This is a genomic window from Paenibacillus sp. ALE3 (genome assembly GCF_054113405.1).
In genome coordinates this window covers 2,412,748-2,436,324 of the sequence record NZ_CM134214.1, presented here as the reverse complement: position 1 = coordinate 2,436,324, position 23,577 = coordinate 2,412,748, and the positions used below count along the sequence as shown (strand labels likewise).

The following is a 23,577-nucleotide window of genomic DNA, read 5'->3' as shown; positions in this document are numbered from 1 at the left end:
CTGACAGCTTTGGGCATTGCCATTCAGGAGTGGGCAGGCATCCGTCAGGTGCTTGTAAATCTGGAGGGTCACGGACGGGAAGCCATTTTGCCAGATATGGATATTACGCGCACAGTCGGTTGGTTTACCAGCCAATTCCCAGTTGTACTGGATATGGGCGAGGACTGGAATGTGGGACAGCGTGTCAAGAACGTCAAGGAAGGGCTACGCCGTCTGCCGCATAAAGGGATTGGATACGGGCTTTTGAGATATCTTGCTGACGGAGAAGGGAAAGCAAGTTTTGTTGCCGAGCCGGAAATCAGCTTTAACTATCTCGGACAATTCGATCAGGATTTGAAAAATAATGCATTCCGCATGTCTCCTTATTCCATCGGGGCTTCCATGAGTGACACATTGACCAAGCGGTATGCGCTGGATATCAACGGCATGATCACAGACGGCGCACTGGAACTGACGATCAGCTACAGCAACAAAATGTTCATGAAAAAATCAATCAAAAAGCTGGCTGATTTACTTCAGGAGAGTTTACGTGAGGTATTGGCTCACTGTGTGGCCAAAGAGTTGCCGGAGCTGACCCCAAGTGACTTGTCCTTCCGAGGACTGACGGCCGGAGAGCTGGATCATATTGTAGAGCAGACGGCTGCTGCGGGAGAACTGGAAAACATTTATTCGTTAACACCCATGCAAAAAGGCATTCTGTTCCACGGCTTCATGGAGCCGCAATCCGGGGCATATTTTGAGCAGGCGACATTTGATCTACATGGCAGCTTTCAAGTGGAGACTTTTGCCGAAAGCCTCAATCAACTGGTGGATCGCCATCAAATATTCAGAACGAATTTTTATAGCGGCTGGAATGAACAGCCTTTACAGGTGGTGTATCGACACAAACATGCGGGGTTCCGTTTTGAAGATATACGCTTGATGGGACAAAAAGAGCAGGACGCATACATTGCTGATTTTGCTGAGCGCGACAAAGCCGAAGGCTTTCATTTCAGCTCCGGCGAGCTGATGCGGGTGTCTATTTTACGTACAGGCGAGGAGTCGTACCGTTTTGTGTGGAGCTTCCATCATATTTTGATGGACGGCTGGTGCTTGTTCCTGGTTGTAGGGGAAGCATTTAATACGTACTTTGCCATCCTCGAAGACCGCAAGCCGGAGCTTGCCCCGGTAACACCATACAGCGAATATATTGAATGGCTGGATCGGCAGGACAAGACGGAGGCTGAACGGTTCTGGCGCGATTATTTTGCGGGCTTTGAGCAGCAGACGGTATTGCCGCAGGTCAAACAGCTGGAAGGTCACGCTAAAGCATATGAAGCGGACAAGCTTTCGTTTACACTGAGCCGTGAAGTGACGGAACGAATGAACAAGCTGGTTAAGCAGAAGCAAGTGACGGTCAACACACTTCTGCAAGCAGCGTGGGGCGTTGTGCTGCAGCGGTATAACAACAGCCGGGATGTGGTATTTGGCAGTGTCGTATCTGGTAGATCAGCCGATATTCCGGGCATAGACAAAATGATTGGGTTGTTCATTAATACGGTTCCTGTACGGATTCACAGTGAGAAAGATATGACATTTGCTGGGCTGATGAAGCAGATCCAGGAGCAGGCACTGGCTTCCCGTGCCTATGAAACCTATCCGTTGTATGACATTCAGGCCCTGACCGAGCAGAAACAGGACTTGGTAAACCATATTATGGTGTTTGAAAACTACCCGGTGGAACAGCGCATGGAGCAGATGGGTAGCCGTGGGGCGAATGGCTTTACGATTGCCAATGCTTCCATGTCAGAGCAAACGAACTATGATTTCAACATTACGGTTGTGCCGGGTGATGAAATTCATTTCCATTTGGAGTACAACGCGAAGGTGTTGGAACGTGCAGCTGTAGAGCAAATCCGTGAGCATTTGCTGCATATGATTGAAGAAGCGATTCACAGGCCAGATGCACGGGTAGATGAGCTTCAATTGGTGACTGCTGCGGAAAAAGCAAAAATCATCGATGGTTTTGGATCAGTAGGCGTAGCTGCGTGGACTGATGAAAAAGAATCTAATTTGTTGTTCCACGCCTATGTGGAAGAACAGGCACAGCTTGTGCCGGATCACGTGGCCGTTGTATACGAGGAACGGCAGTTTACGTACCGCGAGCTGAACGAGCGTGGAAACCAGCTTGCTCGCAGATTGCGGAATGAGGGCATTGGACGCGAGTCCATTGTGGGTATTTTGAGCGAACGCTCGGTAGACATGCTGGTCGGTGTATTGGCGGTCTGGAAAGCAGGAGGCGCATATGTGCCGCTGGATGCGGATTATCCGTCCGAACGGATTCGCTTTATGCTCGAGGACAGTGGTGCGACGGTGCTGCTAACGCAAACTGGTTTGCAAGAGTGTGCACAGGTTTGGCTGGAGGCAAGTCGGCAGGCCTTGGTCGGAGGGCAGACTGAGGGTGAATTGAAAACAGCGGCTGGCGCTGAAACGATGGAAAGAGACAGCCTGAGTGAAGGCATAAGCTTGAAATTAGATTCGAAGGCTGACAGCGAAGAAGCATCCAAACCAGCAACAGGGCTGCGTCTGCATACCGTATTGGCATTGGACGATGAGTCGCTGTACACCGAGGATGCCACGGATGTTGAACCTATCAATGAACCACACGATTTGGCATATGTGATCTATACGTCCGGTACAACCGGACGTCCGAAAGGCGTCATGATTGAGCATCGCAGCTTGGTGAATACGGCTGCGGCGTATCGCCGGGATTACCGTCTGAACCAGTTCCCGGTGCGACTGTTGCAACTGGCCAGCTTCTCCTTCGACGTGTTCGTCGGTGATATTGCACGGACGCTTTATAACGGGGGCACGATGGTCATCTGTCCAAAAGATGATCGCATTGATCCAAGCCGTCTGTACGGATGGATTCGCGATTACCAAATCACGGTGTTCGAATCGACTCCGGCCTTGATCGTACCGTTTATGCAGCATGTGCATGAACAGGGGCTGGACATGAGCAGCATGGAACTGCTAATCACCAGCTCGGATAGCTGCAGCGTGACGGACTACCGGGTGCTGCAAGAACGGTTTGGCGCAGATATCCGCATGATCAACAGCTACGGCGTCACGGAAGCGGCGATTGACTCCAGCTTCTACGACGAAGAGCTGTCGAAGCTGCCAAGCAGCGGCCATGTGCCGATTGGTCAAGCGTGGCTGAACGCACGCTTCTACATCGTGGACAGCCAGCTGAATCCGGTGCCGATAGGCGTACTGGGTGAGCTGTGCATTGGCGGTGCTGGCGTGGCACGGGGGTACCTGAACCGTGCGGACCTGACCGCCGAGAAATTCGTAGCGAACCCTTACGTACCGGGGGAACGTTTGTATCGCACAGGCGATTTGGCGCGGTGGATGCCGGACGGCAATGTGGACTTTATCGGCCGGATGGACTACCAGGTCAAAATCCGGGGATACCGGATTGAGCTGGGCGAGATTGAAACGGCGATCCAGCGGGTGCCAGGTGTGCGTCAAGCCGTAGTCATCGACCGGACGGACGAGCGTGGACACAAGTATTTGTGTGGATACATCACGGGAGAAGCCGAGCTGCGGATGGAGGAAGTACAGACCAAGCTGGAAGCCGGACTGCCAGCACACATGGTGCCTGCACGTCTGATGCGACTGGAGACCATCCCGCTGACCAGCAACGGCAAAATCGACCGCAAGGCCTTGCCGGAGCCGGAAGGCAGCATCTATACGGGAGCCTCCTATGTAGCCCCGCGTACCCAGGTGGAGCAGGTACTGGCTGCGGTATGGGCCGGAGTGCTGGGCGTGGATGCCGTAGGCACGCAGGATAACTTCTTTGAGCTAGGCGGCGATTCGATCAAAGCACTGCAAGTATCGTCTCGCTTGCTGCAAGCAGGCTATCGATTGAACATGAAAGACCTCTTTAGTAATCCGACAGTAGCAGCACTCAGTCCTTTGCTTCGTACAGATGGCAAGATGGCCAGTCAGGAAGAGGCAGTAGGCCCGGTGGAACTGACACCTATTCAGCGATGGTTCTTCGAGCAGCAGCCGGCTGACCTGCACCACAGCAACCAGGCGATGATGCTGTATCGAGCTGGGCGCTTTGACGTCGACGCGCTGCGCCGTACGATGGACCGTATGGTCCAGCATCATGACGCATTGCGCACGGTATTCCGTGAGACGGAGCAGGGCTATGTCGCTTGGAACCGCAGTGTAGCGGAAGGCGAGCTATACACGCTGGACATTGTAGATTTCAGCGCAGTGGAAGACGAATCCACCGCTGTTGAAGCCAAGGCGAGTGAAATTCAAGCCAGCATTCATTTGAGTGAGGGTCCACTTGTGAAGCTTGGTCTGTTCCACTGCGCTGAGGGCGACCATTTGCTAATCGTCATTCATCATTTGGTTGTGGACGGTGTATCGTGGCGTATTCTACTGGAAGATTTGGCATCCGGTTATGAGCAGGCTGTTGCAGGTCAAACCGGCACAGCGATCCGACTGCCGCATAAAACAGATTCATTCCAGGTATGGGCCAAACAGCTGTCAGCCTATGCCAGCAGTGCGACGATGGAGCGGGAGCTTGCTTACTGGCAGCATATCGAACAAGCAGAAGCTAGCCTTGCGAAGCCTTTGCCGAAGGATTTTGCAAATGACAATGCACGGCTTGGAGACAGTGAGGTTGTGACGGTCCGCTGGACGAAGCAGGAAACCGAGCAGCTGCTCAAACAAGCTCATCGCGCGTACAACACGGAAATGAATGACCTGTTGCTGGCTGCGCTCGGAAAAGCAGTCTATGACTGGTCTGGTTCCGAACGGGTGCTGGTCAATCTGGAGGGCCATGGACGGGAAGCCATTGTATCGGATGTGGATATTACGCGCACGGTCGGCTGGTTTACGAGCCAGTTCCCGGTTGTACTGGATGGAAGTTTGGGACAAGGGGGACATACCGCTCGTCTGATCAAAAGGATCAAGGAAGGGCTGCGTCATATTCCGCAAAAAGGCATCGGCTACGGTATTTTACGATACCTGTCAGATATGAATATGCTGGAGAAAGCAGGCGTGCGGTTACAGGCTCAGCCTGAGATCAGTTTTAACTATTTGGGCCAATTCGATCAGGATTATAAAGGCAATGATCTACAGCCTTCCGCCTATTCTATCGGTGTGCCTGTCAGCACGAACGCGACTATGGATTTTGCGCTGGATATCAATGGAGTAATCGAAGATGGCGAGTTGATGTTCACGATTCGCTACGGCACAACGCAGTTCCGTCATGAAACGATTGAACGGCTTGGAGAGCTGCTGGCATCCAGCTTGCGTGAGGTGATTCATCACTGTGTTGCCCAAGAAAGAACGATGCTAACCCCAAGTGATGTCCTGTTAAACCATGTAACGCTGGATGAGCTGGAGCAATTGGTGGAGGATACGCGAGATCTGGGCGAGCTGGAAAATGTATATGCCTTGACGCCGATGCAAAAGGGGATGCTCTTTTACAGCTTGATGGATGAGGATTCGGCAGCTTATTTTGAGCAGGCCACCTTTGAGTTGAATGGCCGCTTCGATGTAGTTACTTTCGGTAAAAGCTTTGATCTGCTCGTGCAGCGTCATGAGGCATTGCGGACGAACTTTATCAACTCCTGGAAGGATGAGCCTGTACAGGTCGTTTTCCGCAACCGTAGCGGACAATTATATTATGAAGACCTGCGCGGACTGGAAAAAGAGGAACGAGCAGCTCGTGTTGAAGCTTTTGTCATCGAAGATAAAGCAAAAGGATTCAATCTCGCAGAGGGCGCACTCATTCGTATCTCCATCCTGCAAACCGGGGATGAAACGTATCACTTTATCTGGAGCTTCCATCACATTTTGATGGATGGCTGGTGCTTGTCCTTTATGACACAGGAGGTATTCGGTAGCTATCTGGCACTGCGTGCGGGAGGGGAGCCAGTACTGGAGCCAGTCACGCCGTTCAGTCGATTTATTGAATGGCTGGAACGTCAGGACCGTGAGGCAGCCTTGCAATACTGGAGTGGGTATTTGGCGGACTATGAGCAGCAAATTACGCTTCCTCAGCAAAAAACACAGCCTAAATCGATGCACGTCGGGGAATATATCGCTGAAGATCTGGATTGCGAATTCCAGCCAGAGCTGGCTGCCCAGATTGAACGGGTGGCGAAGCAAAATCAGGTCACGATCAATACGCTGATTCAGACCGTATGGGGCGTCTTGTTGCAAAAATATAACAATAGTTCGGATGTCGTGTTCGGCAGCGTTGTGTCTGGTCGCCCAGGGGATATTCCAGGTGTAGAGCACATGATCGGGCTGTTCATTAATACGATTCCAGTGCGTGTGCAGTCTGAACAAGGCGAAACCCTTGTCGAGCTGATGAAACGAACCCAGCAGCAGGCGCTGGCTTCCAATGCCTACGATGCGTTCCCGCTGTATGAAATTCAGGCGCTGACCGAGCAGAAACAGGATTTAATCAATCATATTATGATTTTTGAAAATTATCCGGTGGAGCAACAGGTAGAGCAGTTGGGCAGTGAAGGACAGGAGCCCTTCACAATTTCGAATGTGGTGTCTACAGAGGAAACCAACTACGATCTGAACGTCGTCGTTATGCCGGGAGAAGGCATTAAAATTCGTTTTATGTATAACACGCTCAGCTTTGATCAAGCAGGTATTGAGCGTCTATATGAGCATTTCGCACGTCTGCTGGAGCAAATTTCGCTCAACCCGCATGTTCGGGTTGAAGAGCTGGAACTACTCACAGCAGCGGAAAAACAACAGATTACAGCGGCATTTAATGACACCGCTTGTGCATTCCCATGCAAACAGACGATCCATCAGCTGTTCGAGGAGCAGGTAGAATATACGCCAGACCAGGTGGCATTGGTGTTTGGACATCAGAGTCTGACTTATCGGGAACTGAATGAACGGGCCAACTCATTGGCACGCATACTTCAAGCACAGGGAGTAGGACCTGACAAACTGGTCGGCCTGATGGTGCATCGCTCAGTGGAAATGATCGTAGGTCTGCTGGCCGTTCTAAAAGCAGGTGGTGCTTATGTGCCAATTGATCCCGAATTTCCGTCCTCTCGTATTGCATACATGCTGGAAGATAGCGAGGCCACAGTGCTTCTCACCAGTCGTGATCTGTTGGAAGAGCATCATTGCCACGCCAATGCAATATTTCTTGAGGATAAAGAATTGTATCAGGGAGAGAACGGCAACCTGGAGACAGTTGCTCAGCCAGAGCATTTGGCATACGTCATCTATACGTCTGGTTCGACTGGAAATCCGAAAGGAGTTATGCTCCAGCACCGCTCGGTCCTCAATTTTATTACAGGGATGCGCGAAGTCATTGACTTTGAAGCCAGCCAAACCATTTTGTCACTGACGACCATTTCATTCGATATTTTTGTCTTGGAAACCATCTTGCCTCTGCTGGGTGGAATGACGGTCGTGCTTGGCGACAGCCAGCATCAGGTGAATCCTCAGGCACTAGGTGATTTGATTGCTCATCATCATATTGAGATGTTGCAAATGACACCATCCCGGGTGCAAATGCTGCTGGGTCATGAAGCAGGCTCCCGCGCGCTGCAAGGCGTGAAGGCAATTATGGTCGGGGGCGAAGCTCTTCCGTCCAAGCTGCTCGCAGCACTGCAAGAAATAAACGGTCCCCGTATTTACAATATGTACGGACCTACAGAAACGACAGTTTGGTCGACTGTGCAGGAACTGACCCATGCTCAACAAATTAACATTGGACGCCCTATCGCGAATACCCAAATATTTATCATGAATGCGAATGGGGAGTTGCAGCCAGTCGGTGTGCCGGGTGAGTTATGTATTGCCGGGGAAGGATTGGCCCGTGGGTATTGGAAACGTGAAGAACTGACGGCCGAGAAATTTGTAAATAATCCGTTTGTTGGTGACAAGGCAGACCATGAGCGGATGTATCGTACAGGCGATTTGGCAAGATGGATGCCGGATGGCAACATTGAATATTTGGGTCGGATGGACCATCAAGTGAAAATCAGAGGCTACCGGATCGAACTGGGCGAGATCGAATCGCAGCTGCTGCAGATGGAGTCCGTACAAGAAGCGGTCATCATGGCCCGCACGGACGAAACGGGTCAAACCCAGCTAGTGGCGTACTACGTGGCGAGTCAAGAGCTTGGAGCTAATGAGCTGAGGCAGGAGCTGGGACAAGAGCTGCCAAGCTATATGGTGCCGTCGTATTTCATCTGGTTGGAGCAGATGCCGCTGACACCGAACGGTAAAATCGACCGCAAGGCACTGCCTGCACCGGAAGGCAGTCTGCACAGCGGTGCGGATTATGCAGTGCCACGCACTGTAACGGAACGAGCACTCGTAGTGATCTGGCAGTCCGTCCTGGGCGTGCCAACTGTAGGTACTTTGGACAATTTCTTTGACCTGGGCGGCGATTCCATCAAGGCGATTCAAATCGTGTCGCGTGCGTTCCAGGTAGGCTACAAGCTGGACATGAAAGATTTGTTCCGCTATCCAACCGTTGCAACACTGGCACCGCATATGCATGAGACAAGTCGTATGATAGATCAGGGAGAAGTAACTGGAGAAACGACTTTGCTTCCGATCCAGCACGGGTTCTTTGCACAGGAGCAAGTAGACGTGCATCACTTTAATCAGGCGGTTATGCTGCACCGGGAGCAGGGTTTTGATGAGTCTGCTCTGCGTCAGGCACTTGGCAAACTAGCAGCGCACCATGATGCACTGCGGATGGTGTTCAGCAAGACCGAGCAAGGCTACCAAGCATGGAACCGCGGAATACAGGAAGGCGAGCTGTACCACCTGGATGTGCTGGATTTTAGCAATTTGACGGATGAAGTCATGCTAAGCACGGCAATTGAGACGAAAGCCAGTGAAATTCAAAGCAGTATTCAACTGCAAGAAGGGCCGCTGTTAAAGGCTGGCTTGTTCCACTGTGCAGACGGGGATCATCTCCTGATGGCAATTCACCATTTGGTCGTGGACGGGGTATCATGGCGTATTTTGTTCGAGGATTTGGCTGTAGCTTATGAACAGGCCATCCGTGAAGAGGCACTCCAGTTACCAGACAAAACGGATTCATTCCGTTTCTGGTCACAAAAACTTTCCACCTATGCGAATAGCGCGGCCATGGAAAGTGAACACACCTACTGGGAACAATGGAACGCAGCCGCTTTGTTAGACCAAGTACGTTTGCCTGAGGATCAAGGGCAGGCTGAGCCATTTACCCTAGCTGACACGGATACAGTGGACTTCCAGCTTACGGAAGAAGAGACAGAAAAACTATTGAAGCAAGCACACCGCGCATATAACACGGAAGTGAACGATCTGCTGCTGACCGCATTGGGCATGACGCTGTACACGTGGACGGGTCATGAACGCAGTCTGATTCATTTAGAGGGACACGGACGTGAGAACATTTTGCCGGATACGGACCTTTCTCGTACAGTAGGCTGGTTTACGAGTCAATATCCGGTATGGCTTGACATCGGCCGTGATCACGCTTTGTCGGAATGCATCAAACAGGTCAAAGAGAGTCTGCGTCATATTCCTAATAAAGGAATTGGCTATGGAATTTGGAGATATCTGAATGAATCTGGTCAAGCCGTTGGTCAACATCAAGCTTTTGCCGAGCCGCAAGTGAGCTTTAACTATCTCGGACAGTTTGATCAGGACTTGCAAAACAGCGATATCCGTATGTCTCCTTACTCGATGGGATCGGTCATTAGTGACCGTACGAAGATGAAATATGCGCTCGAAGTGAGCGGAATCGTAACGAACGGCATCCTGGAACTGGAGATTCGATATAACGGAAAAGCCTTCCGTAAGGACACCGTGCAGATGCTGGCTGATCTGTTGAAATCCAATCTGCTTGAAATGATCGAGCATTGTGTCACACGGGAGCGGACCGAATTGACTCCAAGTGATGTACTGTTTAAAGGTCTGACCCTGGAGCAATTAGATACGATTAAGGAGCAGACAAAGACGCTTGGGGAATTGGAAAATGTGTACCCGCTAACGCCAATGCAAAAGGGTATGCTGTTCCACAGTTTGATGAATGCAGAAACAGGCGTGTATTTTGAGCAGGCGACCTTTGATCTTGAGGGCTACTTTGCACCGTCTATATTCGAGGAAAGCTTGAAGCTGCTGGTTGGTCGACATGCGATATTACGGACGAATTTCTATAGTGGCTGGCATGGTCAACCGTTGCAGATTGTCTATCGTCATAAAAATCCGAGCTTCTTTTATGAGGATGTCAGAGGGTGTGAACAGGCTGTAGCTGAATTTGTGGCCCAGGACAAAGCTCGAGGCTTTGATTTAAGCAAGGATGCGCTCATGCGCGTAGCTGTCTTCCGCACGGGTGATCGCTCATACCGTTTTGTATGGAGCTTCCATCATATTGTGATGGACGGCTGGTGCCTGTCCCTGATGACGGACGAAGTGTTTGGTGCATATGTTGCCTTGCTGGAGAATAAGCAGCCAGAGCTCGCACCTGTCAAGCCGTATAGTGACTATATCGAATGGTTGGAACATCAAGATGCACGGGAAGCGACCCGTTATTGGAGTAACTATTTGGCAGGTTTTGAGCAGCAAACATTGTTGCCTAGTGAGAACGTGCAAGCTTCTGTAGTAGAACGCGATGAAGATACAGATAGAAGCGGTGGAAGTTCAAATTCCGGTTATGTTTCGGAAAAGCTGCCATTTATGTTGGGTAAAGAACGGAGTGCCACATTAAACCGAATTGCCAAGCAACAACATGTAACGATTAACACATTGCTGCAGAGCGTTTGGGGCGTTATTTTACAGAAATACAATAATAATCAGGATGTTGTGTTTGGTAGTGTTGTATCCGGTCGTCCGGCAGAAATTGCAGGCGTAGAGAACATGATCGGTTTGTTTATCAACACGATTCCGGTACGGATATGCAGTGCACCGGATGCTACATTTGCTGAAGTATTGCAGCGTACACAGGAACAGGCTTTGGCCTCCAGTGTCTATGATACGTTCCCGCTGTACGACATTCAGGCACTGACTGAACAAAAACAAGACCTAATTCATCACATCATGGTCTTTGAAAACTACCCAATCGGGCAGCAGATGAAGCAGATGGGCGGTTCCGGCGAGACAAAGGCACAAACAGGCTTCTCTATTGCCAATGTGGCACTTGCAGAGCAAACCAACTACGATTTTAATCTGATTGTCGTACCTGATGAGGATATCTCTATCCTGTTTGAATACAATGCGATGGTGTATAACCGGTCTGCAGTGGAGCGTATCTATGGTCATATCAACCACGTCATCGGACAAATCGTGGACAATCCGCATATCCATGTGAATGAGCTGGAATTGGTGACACCGGAAGAGCAGACACAGATCGTTCAGGTATGGGGAGATACGGCGGCAGCCTATCCGCAGGATCAAACGCTAAACGCATTATTCGAGCAGCAGGCAGCGAACACGCCGGAGCAAGTGGCGGTGTTGTGCGGAGCGGAATCGTTGACCTACGCAGAGCTGAATGAGCGAGCCAACCGTCTCGCACGCACCTTGCGTGCCGAAGGGGTTGAACCGGATCAGCCGGTAGGCATTCTGGTCCACCGTTCAATGGACATGATCGTAGGCATCTATGCGATCCTGAAGGCAGGCGGAGCCTATGTGCCGATTGATCCGGAATATCCGGCCGACCGCATCCGCTTTATGCTGGAGGACTCAGGCGCGAAGCTGGTGCTGACGCAATCGCATCTGGCGGAGCAAGCATCGCTGAGTTTCGACGGCCAAGTGCTGGTGCTGGATCGTCAGGAGCAGGATGGCAAGCACATTTATCACGAAGACTGCTCGAATCTGGAGCCGCTGGCCGGGCCGCACCATGTCGCGTACGTCATCTATACCTCCGGTTCGACCGGAAAACCGAAGGGCGTAATGGTAGAGCACTATTCCGTGCTGAACCGGATTTTGTGGATGCATGATCGCTACGGCTTGAGTGCGAAAGATACAATCCTGCAAAAGACCGCCTTCACCTTCGACGTGTCGGTGTGGGAGCTGTTCTGGTGGTCGATGGTCGGCTCGAAGGTAAGCCTGCTGTCCGTGGGCGGGGAAAAGAACCCGGAAGATATCGTCGACACGATTGCCCGCGATGGCGTGAGCACGATGCACTTTGTTCCAGCCATGCTGCATGCGTTCCTGGAGTACGTGGAGCAGCAGCCACGGGAAGTGATGCAAGCGAAGCTGGGCACACTGCGCCATGTCTTTGCCAGTGGTGAAGCGTTGCCGCCACAGCATGTGGCCCGGTTCCAGCGGCTCGTATCGAGCCTGACCGGAGCGAAGCTGATCAACCTGTACGGCCCAACCGAAGCGACGGTGGACGTATCGTACTTTGATTGCGAGCCGGGTGAGGAATATACAGTTATCCCGATCGGGAAACCGATTCAAAATATCCGTCTGTATATCGTGAAGGAAGGCACGGAGCAATTGCAGCCGATTGGTGTGGCAGGGGAACTGTGCATCGGCGGTGTCGGCGTAGCCAGAGGTTACCTGAACCGTCCGGAGCTGACGGCCGAGAAATTTGTGAAAGATCCGTTTGCCGGAGGCAAAGCAGGCTATGAACGGATGTACCGCACCGGCGATTTGGCGAGATGGATGCCGGACGGCAACATTGAATATCTGGGCCGGATCGATCATCAGGTGAAAATCAGGGGTTATCGGATTGAGCTGGGCGAGGTCGAATCGCAGCTGCTCCAGGTGGAATCGGTACGCGAAGCGGTCGTCGTGGCCCGTATGGACGAAATGGGCCAAAACCACATGGTGGCCTACTATGTCGCGGGACAAGAAGTCGATGCCAGCAAGCTAAGAAGTGAGCTGGGACGGGAGTTGCCAGGCTACATGGTGCCATCCTACTTTGTACAACTGGAACAGCTGCCACTAACACCGAATGGCAAAATCGACCGCAAGGCCTTGCCTGCACCAGAGGGCAGCCTGCAAACCGGAGTCGATTATGCCGAGCCGCGTACGGCGCAAGAACGCGCTTTGGTAGCCGTCTGGGAGTCGGTACTGGGGCTGCAGACGGTCGGTATTCTGGACAATTTCTTCGACCTGGGCGGTGATTCGATCAAGGCGATCCAAATCGCGTCCCGTGCGTTCCAGGCCGGCTATAAGCTGGACATGAAGGATTTGTTCCAGTATCCAACCGTTGAAGCCCTGGCACCGCATATGCAAGAGGTCCGTCGTATGGCAGATCAGGAAGAAGTCAGCGGGGAAACGGCGCTACTTCCGATCCAGCATTGGTTCTTTGCGCAGGAGCGCGAGCGTCCGCAGCACTTTAATCAGGCGGTTATGCTCTATCGCGCCGAGGGTTTTGAGGAGACAGCGGTTCGCCAAGCCATGGATCACCTCGTGAAGCATCATGATGCGCTGCGTACGGTATTCCATCAGACTTCCGCTGGTTATACAGCTTGGACTCGCCATGTAGAGGAAGGCACGTTATATACACTGGAAATGGTAGATTACCGTGAACGGGCCGCTTATGCGGAAGCGCTGGAAGCGAAGGCAACGGAAATCCAAAGCAGCATGGACCTGTCCGCAGGACCTTTGGTGAAACTCGGATGGTTCCGCACAGCGGAGGGCGACCATCTGCTGATCGCCATTCACCACTTGGTGGTGGACGGGGTGTCGTGGCGGATTCTGTTTGAAGATTTCTCGACAGGCTACGAGCAGGCGATCCAGGGCGAGTCCGTACGATTGCCCTATAAAACAGATTCCTTCCAAACTTGGGCACGGGAGTTATCCTCTTATGCTAACCGTCCTGAGGCTGCATCGGATGAAGTCTATTGGAAACAGTTGGAACAGGTCAAAGCTGAAGCTGCACCACTGCCTAAGGATTTTGCCTACGAGGATTCCGTGAATGCAGATAGCGAAGTGCTGACAGTAGAGTGGACCGAAGCTGAAACCGAGCAACTGTTAAAGCAGGCCCATCGCGCCTATAACACCGAGGTCAATGATTTGCTGCTGACCGCGCTGGGACTCGCGGTGCACAACTGGACAGGCGCAGGACATGTACTGGTGAACCTGGAGGGCCATGGCCGGGAAGCGATCCTGCCAGAGGTGGATATTACGCGTACCATCGGCTGGTTTACGAGCTTGTACCCGGTGCTGCTGGAGACCGGCAAGGAAATGACACTGGCAGAGCGGATTAAAGAAACGAAGGAAGGCCTGCGGCGCATTCCGCATAAAGGGCTGACCTATGGCACTTGGCGTTACCTGTCCTCTGCGTTGCCTGCAGATGAAATGGATACGATCGCAGCCGAACCGGAAATCAGCTTTAACTATTTGGGGCAGGTCGATCAGGATCTGCAAAACAGTGGAATTACGTTGTCCTCCTACCGTGCAGGGGAGACAGAGGATGCCCATTCCCGCTTGGCATACACGCTGGATTTGAACGCAATGATCTCGGAAGGCACGCTGCGTTTGACGATCGCTTACAGCCGTAAGCAGTATCGTAAAGAAACGCTGGAACAGGTGGCGGGGTTGCTGCAATCCGCTTTGCAGGAGGTCATTACGCATTGCGTCGCTCAGGAGCAGCCTCAGCTGACTCCAAGTGATGTATCCTTCAAAGGTCTGACGACTGGAGAGCTGGAACAGATCGCGGAACAGGCAGCACGTATCGGTGAGCTGGAAAATGTATACGCACTGACGCCGATGCAGAAGGGCATGCTTTTTTATAATCTGATGGATTCGCAATCGGGAGCTTATTTTGAACAGGCCTCCTTTGATCTGCGAGGACATTTTAATATCGCTGCCTTTGCGGCCAGTTTGGATGTATTGGTGCAGCGGCATACGGTACTGCGTACGAACTTCTACAGCGGCTGGAAGGATGAACCGCTTCAGGTCGTGTACCGGAATAAGCGCAGCGAACTGTATGTTGAGGACCTGCGGGATATGGAGGAAGAGAAGCAAAACGAGTACATGCTCGAATTTACGCGCCAAGACAAGCAAAGAGGCTTTGATCTGGCGCAGGATGCTTTGATGCGTGTCGCTGTGTTGCGCACAGGTGAGGAATCGTACCGTTTTGTATGGAGCTTCCATCATATCGTGATGGATGGCTGGTGCTTGTCGCTGGTGACCAACGAAGTGTTTGCGAGTTATTTTGCGATACTGGCTCATAAACAACCGGAACTAGCCCCTGTAACGCCGTATAGTCAATATATCGAATGGCTAGAGCAGCAGGATCGTCAGGCCGCATCAAGCTACTGGAGCAAGGTGCTGGAAGGATATGAGGAGCAGTCCCGCTTGCCACAGGCAAAAATCCAGGGCAAAACGGGGTATCAGGCGGAGCGTCTGGATTTTGATTTGGGCGCGGAACTAACCGCTCGTATTCAGCACATAGCCAAGCGTTATCAGGTCACCGTCAATACGTTGATGCAGACCGTTTGGGGCCTTTTGCTGCAAAAATATAATGGTACTGATGATGTCGTGTTTGGCAGCGTAGTATCTGGACGTCCGGCAGACATTCCGAATGTGGAGCATATCATTGGCCTGTTTATCAATACGATTCCAGTACGTATCCGTAGTCATAAGGACAGTGTATTCTCGGGCGTGATGAAGCACGTCCAGGAGCAATCGATTGATTCCCATGTCTACGATACGTATCCGCTGTATGAAATTCAGGGGCTGTCGGAGCTTAAGCAGGATTTGATCAACCATATTCTTATTTTTGAGAACTATCCGGTAGAGGAACAAATCGAGCAATTAGGTAGTGGTGAGGCATCCAGCTTCACGATCACAGGAGCCGAGTCTGTCGAGCAGACCAACTATGACTTTAACCTGGTGGTGCTGCCAGGGGATACCATCCACATGAGCTTTGGCTATAATGCCCTGGCCTTTGAACGGGAAAGTGTAGAGCACATTCGAGGTCATCTGGTGCAGCTACTGGAGCAGGTGACAGCGAATCCGAACATTCGCGTACATGAACTGGACATGGTTACGATGCAGGAGCGTAAGCAAATCGTTGAGGTTTGGGGCAATACAGCGACAGCCTATGCAAGCGAGCAAACGATTCACGGCTTGTTCGAAGTGCAAACTGCACAGACACCGGAGCAGACAGCCTTGTTCTTTGAAGGAGAGCAGCTGACTTATCGCGAGCTGAATGAACGCGCCAATCGATTGGCTCGTACCTTGCGCAGTCAAGGCGTGACGAAGGATCGGCTGGTGGGTCTGATGACCGAGCGGTCGGTGGACATGCTTGTGGGCATCTTCGGGATTTTAAAAGCCGGAGGCGCCTATGTTCCTATCGATCCAACCTATCCGGAGGAACGTATCCGCTATATGCTGGATGACTCGGGAGCGAAGCTGCTATTGACACAAAGTCATCTGGTGGACAAAGCCGTTATCGACGGTCAAGTGCTGGTATTGGATGGGGAACAATCGGTGTACCACGAGGATGGTTCCAACCTGGAGCCGCTGTCTGGTCCAAACGATTTGGCGTATGTGATCTACACGTCAGGTACAACCGGGCAGCCGAAGGGCGTTATGCTGGAGCACCACGGGCTGTGCAATCTGAAAACGTATTTTGATCAGACGCTCAAGATTCGTGCGTCGGATCATGCGCTGCTATTTGCCAGCTACTCGTTTGATGCGGCTTGCTGGGAAATCTTCCAGGCGCTGTTCTGCGGGGCTACGTTATACGTGCCAACAACAGAGACGATTTTGAACTACGAACGGTTTGAGCAATATATGGCGGATCACCACATTACGGTGGCTGCTTTGCCGCCAACTTATGCAGTGTATTTGGAGCCGGGGCGGATGCCAAGCCTGCGTATTCTGTTCACTGCGGGTTCAGCCTCATCCACCGAACTGGTATACAAGTGGAAGGATCAGGTGGCGTACTACAATGGCTATGGTCCAACCGAAAACTCGGTGGCAACATCCATCTGGCCGGTATCCGAGGATGAAAGGGCAGGACAACTCATTTCCATCGGACGTCCTGTGCCGAATCACCGGGTATACATGGTGGATGTGCATGGACATTTGGCGCCGGTCGGCGTAGCAGGTGAGCTGTGCGTGTCCGGTCCGGGTCTGGCGCGTGGTTATCTGGATCGCCCAGAGCTGACGGCGGAGAAATTCGTAGCGAACCCGTTTGCAGCGGGTGAAGCAGGCTATGAACGAATGTACCGTACGGGGGACTTGGCGAGATGGATGCCTGATGGCAACATTGAATATTTGGGCCGGATCGACCATCAGGTGAAAATCCGGGGCTACCGGATCGAACTCGGCGAAGTCGAGGCACAAATGTTGAAAGTGGAAAACGTGCAAGAAGTCATCGTCCTGGCCCAAGCGGACGAGCAGGGACAAAACCAACTGGTGGCGTACTATGTCGCTGAAAGAGACGTAAGCGCTGGGGAGCTGCGCGGCTTCCTGGGTGAGGAGCTGCCAAACTACATGGTGCCTTCGTATTTCATCCAGCTGGAGCAGATGCCGCTGACACCGAACGGCAAAATCGACCGTAAGGCCCTGCCGGCACCGGAAGGCAGTCTGCAAAGCGGAGCGGATTATGTAGAGCCGCGCACAGCGCTGGAGCAGACGTTGGCTTCGATTTGGCAGTCTGTATTAGGAACGAAGAACATCGGTATTTTAGATAATTTCTTTGATCTGGGCGGCGATTCGATCAAAGCAATCCAGGTATCCTCCCGCTTGCTGCAAGCGGGCTACAAGCTGGACATGAAGGATTTGTTCCAATATCCATCCATTTCGCTGCTGAGTGGTCATGTACACCCAGTTAGTCGTACGGCCGATCAGGGCGAGGTTTCGGGCAGCGTCAAGCTGACCCCGATCCAGCAGTGGTTTTTTGGACTATCGTCGGCAGAGCCGCATTATTTCAACCAGTCGGTGATGCTGCATAGAGCAGAAGGCTTCGACATAGGCGCATTGCATCGCACGGTGACCCAGGTGACGGAGCATCATGATGCGCTGCGTATGGTCTTCCGTCAGACCGAACAGGGCTATGAGGCGTGGAATCGCGGTGTGAACGAAGGCGAGCTGTACAGTCTGGACGTTGTAGATTTGACGAAGGTGCAAAACATGGCAGAGGTGGCAGCCGCAATTGAGATGAAAGCCAATGCCATCCAAAGCTTTATTTGTCTGGATGAAGGACCGCTGGTGAAGCTGGGACTTTTCCGCTGCATGGATGGAGATCATTTACTGATTGCCATTCACCATTTGGTCATAGACGGGATCTCATGGCGGATTGTGTTTGAAGATTTTGCGACTGGCTATGAGCAGGCCGTTCGGGGAGAAGCGATTCGCTTGCCTTATAAAACGGATTCGTTCTCCGCTTGGGCAGAGCGGTTGTCTCAATATGCGAACAGTCCGGCCATCGACAACGAACGCGAATACTGGCAGCGTCTTGCCCACATGGCAGTCGCATCGCTACCTAAGGATCAAGATAAAGCAGCAGGACAGCCTTTTTGGGTCAGAGATAGTGAGACGGTGACCGTGGCTTGGAACGAACAGGAAACCCGGTTGCTGCTTCAGGAATCACATCGTGCGTACAACACGGAGGTCAATGATCTGCTGTTAACCGCACTCGGCAGCGCATTGTACAACTGGAGCGGGCAGAAGCGTGTGCTGGTCAATCTGGAGGGGCATGGCCGGGAAGCTATTGTTCCAGATGTGGATATCACACGTACCGTGGGCTGGTTTACGAGTCAGTATCCGGTACTGCTGGATGTGGATGGAACATCAGAAGTAGGGCAGCGCATCAAGCGGGTAAAAGAGGACCTGCGCCATGTCCCGCATAAGGGCATTGGCTACGGTATTTTGAAGTATATGTCTTCGGATGATGCTACCTCTTCCTGGAGCCTGCAGCCAGAGATCAGCTTTAACTATTTGGGACAATTTGATCAGGATTTGGAACAAAGCGATATCGTGCTGTCTTCGCATTCAGATGGAGAGCCAATGAGTGATCATACCGTGCTGGAGCAGCCGCTGAATGTGAACGGCATGATTACAGCAGGCGTGCTGACACTGGAAATTCGCTATGACAGCCAAGTATATCATCAGCAAAACGTAGAAAAGTTTGCGCAGTTGCTACGGGAAAGCTTGCAGGAAGTCATCAAGCATTGTGCCTCCCAAGAGCGGAGCAAACTAACGCCAAGCGATGTCTTGTTCAAAGGCTTGTCGTTGGAACAACTGGAGCAATTGACGGAGCAAACGGCTTCTGTGGGTGAACTGGAAAATGTGTATGCTCTTTCTCCCATGCAGAAAGGGATGCTGTTCCATAGCTTGATGGAACCGGACTCAGGCGCATACTTCCAGCAAGCCTCGTTTGATCAAAAAGGCAGCTTCGATGTTGCTATTTTCCGTCAGAGCCTGGATCTGCTGACACAGCGCCATGAAGCGCTGCGGACGAATTTCCATCGGTTTGAGACCGGACACGGTCAGGAGCCATTGCAACTGGTGTTCCGTCACAAAGATAGCGATCTGTCCTTCAAGGATGTACGCGGAATGCAGCCAGCAGAACAACAGGCGTATATCCAGGCGTTGAAGCAGGAGGATCAGGCTCGGGGCTTTGATCTCGGTACGGATGCACTCATGCGCGTACAGGTATGGCAGACCGATGAAGAGACGTATCACTGGGTCTGGAGCTTCCATCACATCATCATGGACGGCTGGTGCTTATCGCTCGTTACCGGGGAAGTGTTTGGTACGTACTTTGCGCTGCTGGAGCAGAAACAGCCGGAGCTGGCTCCGATCACACCGTATGGCCAATATATCGAATGGCTGGAGCGTCAGGACGAACGTGCGGCAAAAGAGTATTGGAGCAACTATTTGGCAGGCTTTGAACAGCAGACGTTGCTGCCTGGATCGGATACTGCATCGAAAGACCACGTGACGGACAGCAGGGAACATGCGGTATCCTCGACAGCAAGCGAAGCCAGCGAATATGTTTCTGAAAAAGTAACGGTAGATCTGGATCCAACGTGGAGCGAAGCCATGTACCGGATTGCCAAGCAGCAGCAGGTCACGATTAATACGCTGATGCAGAGCGTGTGGGGCGTTATTTTGCAGAAATATAATAACAATGAAGATGTTGTATTCGGCAGTGTCGTATCTGGACGTCCGACGGATATTGCGGGTGTAGAAAATATGATCGGTTTGTTCATTAATACGATTCCGGTTCGGATTCAAAGTGAGCGGAATGCCACGTTTGTGGACATCATGCGGAACACGCAGGAGCAAGCGCTGGCTTCGGGGGTATATGACAGCTTCCCGCTGTATGAAATTCAGGCGCTGACCGAGCAGAAGCAGCATCTGATTAATCACATTATGGTATTTGAAAACTATCCGGTAGAGGAGCAAGTCGAGCAGTTGGGTGAAGTTCGTCCGTCTGCATTTGACATTACGAATGTAGAGGTTGTTGAGCAGACGAACTATGATCTGGACTTGATTGTGATGCCGGATGACACCTTCCGCATCATGTTCAGATACAACGCCAATGTATACGATCGGTCTACGATCGAGCGGATGCAGGGACATGTACTGCATGTCATCGAGCAAATCGTGAACAATCCGCATATCCGTGTGAATGAGCTGGAATTGGTGACACCGGAAGAACAGGCACAGATCATTCAGGTGTGGGGAGATACGGCGGCAGCCTATCCGCAGGATCAAACGCTAAGCGCACTGTTTGAGCAGCAGGCAGCAATTACACCGGATCAGGCAGCGGTAATATTCGGGTCGGAGATGTTGACCTACCGTGAGCTAAACGAGCGAGCCAACCGTCTCGCACGCACCTTGCGTGCGCAAGGGGTTGAACCGGATCAGCCTGTAGGCATTCTGGTCCATCGTTCGCTGGACATGATCGTAGGTATCTATGCGATCCTCAAAGCAGGCGGAGCTTATGTACCGATCGATCCGGAATATCCGGCCGACCGCATCCGCTTTATGCTGGAGGATTCAGGCGCGAAGCTGGTGCTGACGCAATCGCATCTGGCGGAGCAAGCATCGCTGAGTTTCGACGGCCGGTTGCTGGTGCTGGACCGTGAGGAGCAGGCTGGCAAGAATATTTATCACGAAGATGGTTCAAATCTGGAGCCCCTGGCTGGGCCGCACCATGTCGCCTATGTCATCTACACCTCCGGTTCCACTGGAAAACCGAAGGGTGTAATGGTGGAGCACCATTCCGTGTTAAACCGGATTTTGTGGATGCATGATCGGTACGGCCTGGGTGCAGAAGATACGATCCTGCAAAAGACCGCCTTCACCTTCGACGTGTCGGTGTGGGAGCTGTTCTGGTGGTCGATGGTCGGCTCAAAGGTAAGCCTGCTGTCGGTCGGCGGGGAAAAGAACCCGGAAGACATCGTCGACACGATTGCCCGCGATGGCGTGACTACGATGCACTTTGTACCAGCCATGCTGCATGCGTTCCTGGAGTATGTGGAACAGCAGCCACGAGAAGTGATGCAAGCGAAGCTGGGCACACTGCGCCATGTCTTTGCCAGTGGTGAAGCGTTGCCGCCACAGCATGTGGCCCGGTTCCAGCGGCTCGTATCGAGCCTGACCGGAGCGAAGCTGATCAACCTGTATGGACCAACCGAAGCGACGGTGGACGTATCGTACTTCGATTGCGAGCCGTTAGAGGAATATGCGGTTATTCCGATCGGGAAACCGATTCAAAACATTCGTCTGTACATCGTCAAGGAAGGCACGGAGCAATTGCAGCCAATTGGTGTGGCAGGGGAACTGTGCATCGGCGGTGTCGGCGTAGCACGAGGATATCTGAACCGTCCAGAGCTGACGGCCGAGAAATTTGTAGCTGATCCGTTTGCCGGCGGGGAAGCAGGGTATGAACGGATGTACCGCACTGGCGATTTGGCGAGATGGATGCCGGACGGGGACATTGAATATCTGGGCCGGATCGACCATCAGGTGAAAATCCGGGGGTACCGGATTGAGCTGGACGAGGTCGAAACGCAGTTGCTCCAAGTGGAATCGGTACGCGAAGCCGTGGTCATGGCTCGTGCAGATGAAACGGGACAAAAACACATGGTGGCCTACTATGTTGCCGGGCAAGAAATCAGTGCCAGCGAGCTGAGAAGTGCGCTGGGGCAGGAGCTGCCAAGCTACATGGTACCATCGTACTTTGTACAGCTAGAGCAGATGCCACTGAGTCCCAATGGCAAAATCGACCGCAAGGCACTGCCAGCACCGGAAGGTAGCCTGCAAAGCGGAGCCGATTATGTCCCGCCGCGGACGTGGGTGGAAGTGAAGCTGGCGCAAATTTGGCAGGATGTGCTGAGCCTGGCGCAAGTTGGCGTGAAGGAAAACTTCTTCGAGATTGGCGGACATTCGCTGCGGGCGACGACACTAACCTCGAAGATTCACCAAGAGCTGAACAAGCAGCTTCCTCTGCGCAGTATTTTTGAAGCACCAACGATTGAACAACTGGCGGCTGTGCTGGAAGGTCTGGATCAGGTGGCGTATGCGTCCATTCCGGTAACGGAAGAGCGTAGCTTCTATCCACTATCCTCGGCGCAAAAACGACTGTATGTGCTGCATCAGTTCGATCCGCTGGATGTGAACTACAACATGCCGTCGGTGCTGCAAGTGAGCGGTCCGCTGGACGTGAAACGAGTGGAACATGTATTCCGTCAACTGATCGCCCGCCATGCGACCTTGCGTACCCGCTTTGAGCTGGTGGACAATGAGCCGATGCAATGGATCGAGGACACCGTGCCATTCGAGGTGGAATATACGAAGATACAGGCAGAAGATGTGATTGCGGATACAGATCAGGACACAACTACAGATACGTACACAAGGGCCAACATAGAGGCGCAACAGCTGGTGCGGCGCTTTGTCCGTCCGTTTGATCTCAAAGCTGCACCGCTGCTGCGAGTAGGCTTGGTGGATCTGGGCGTTCAAGGAGTAGAACAGGAATCCCAACATCTGCTTATGCTCGATATGCACCATATCGTCTCAGATGGGGTATCCCTGGAGGTCCTGACTGATGAGTTTGTCCGTTTGTATGGCGGTGAAGAGCTGGCGCCATTGCGGATTCAGTACAAAGATTATGCCGTATGGCAGCAAAGCGAAGCCCATCAGGAATGGATACAGCGTCAGGAAGCGTACTGGCTGAACACCTTCCGAGGGGAACTGCCTGTGCTGGATCTCTCTACGGACTTTGCCCGCCCAGCGGTACAGAGTACGGCAGGGGATACGATCGAATTTGTACTGGAGCGTGAGGTTAGTGAACGCCTGAAAGAACTGGCTGCCCAGACCGGCTCTACCCTGTATATGGTGATGCTGGCGGCGTACACTACACTCTTGCACAAATACACAGGCCAAGAGGACATGATTGTCGGTACGCCGATTGCAGGACGACCGCATGCGGAGCTCAGTAATCTAGTCGGTGTCTTCATTAACACGCTGGCGATTCGTAATTATCCGTCCAGCGATACATCGTTCCTTGAGTATCTGCAAGAGGTCAAGGAGCAGGCACTTAATGCTTATGAGCATCAGGACTATCCTTTTGAAGAGCTGGTTGAAAAACTGAATTTAACC

The 23,577-nt window shown here is 52.3% G+C and carries 1 protein-coding gene (only partly in view); it reads left to right on the top strand.

Every position in this 23,577-nt window falls within one protein-coding gene, locus tag ACXHJ2_RS10675, for a non-ribosomal peptide synthase/polyketide synthase, read on the top strand. The gene is 42,276 nt long; 3,906 of those nucleotides lie to the left of the window and 14,793 to its right, leaving coding positions 3,907–27,483 in view, spanning codon 1,303 (complete) through codon 9,161 (complete); the first codon wholly inside the window starts at position 1. The start codon and the stop codon both lie outside this window.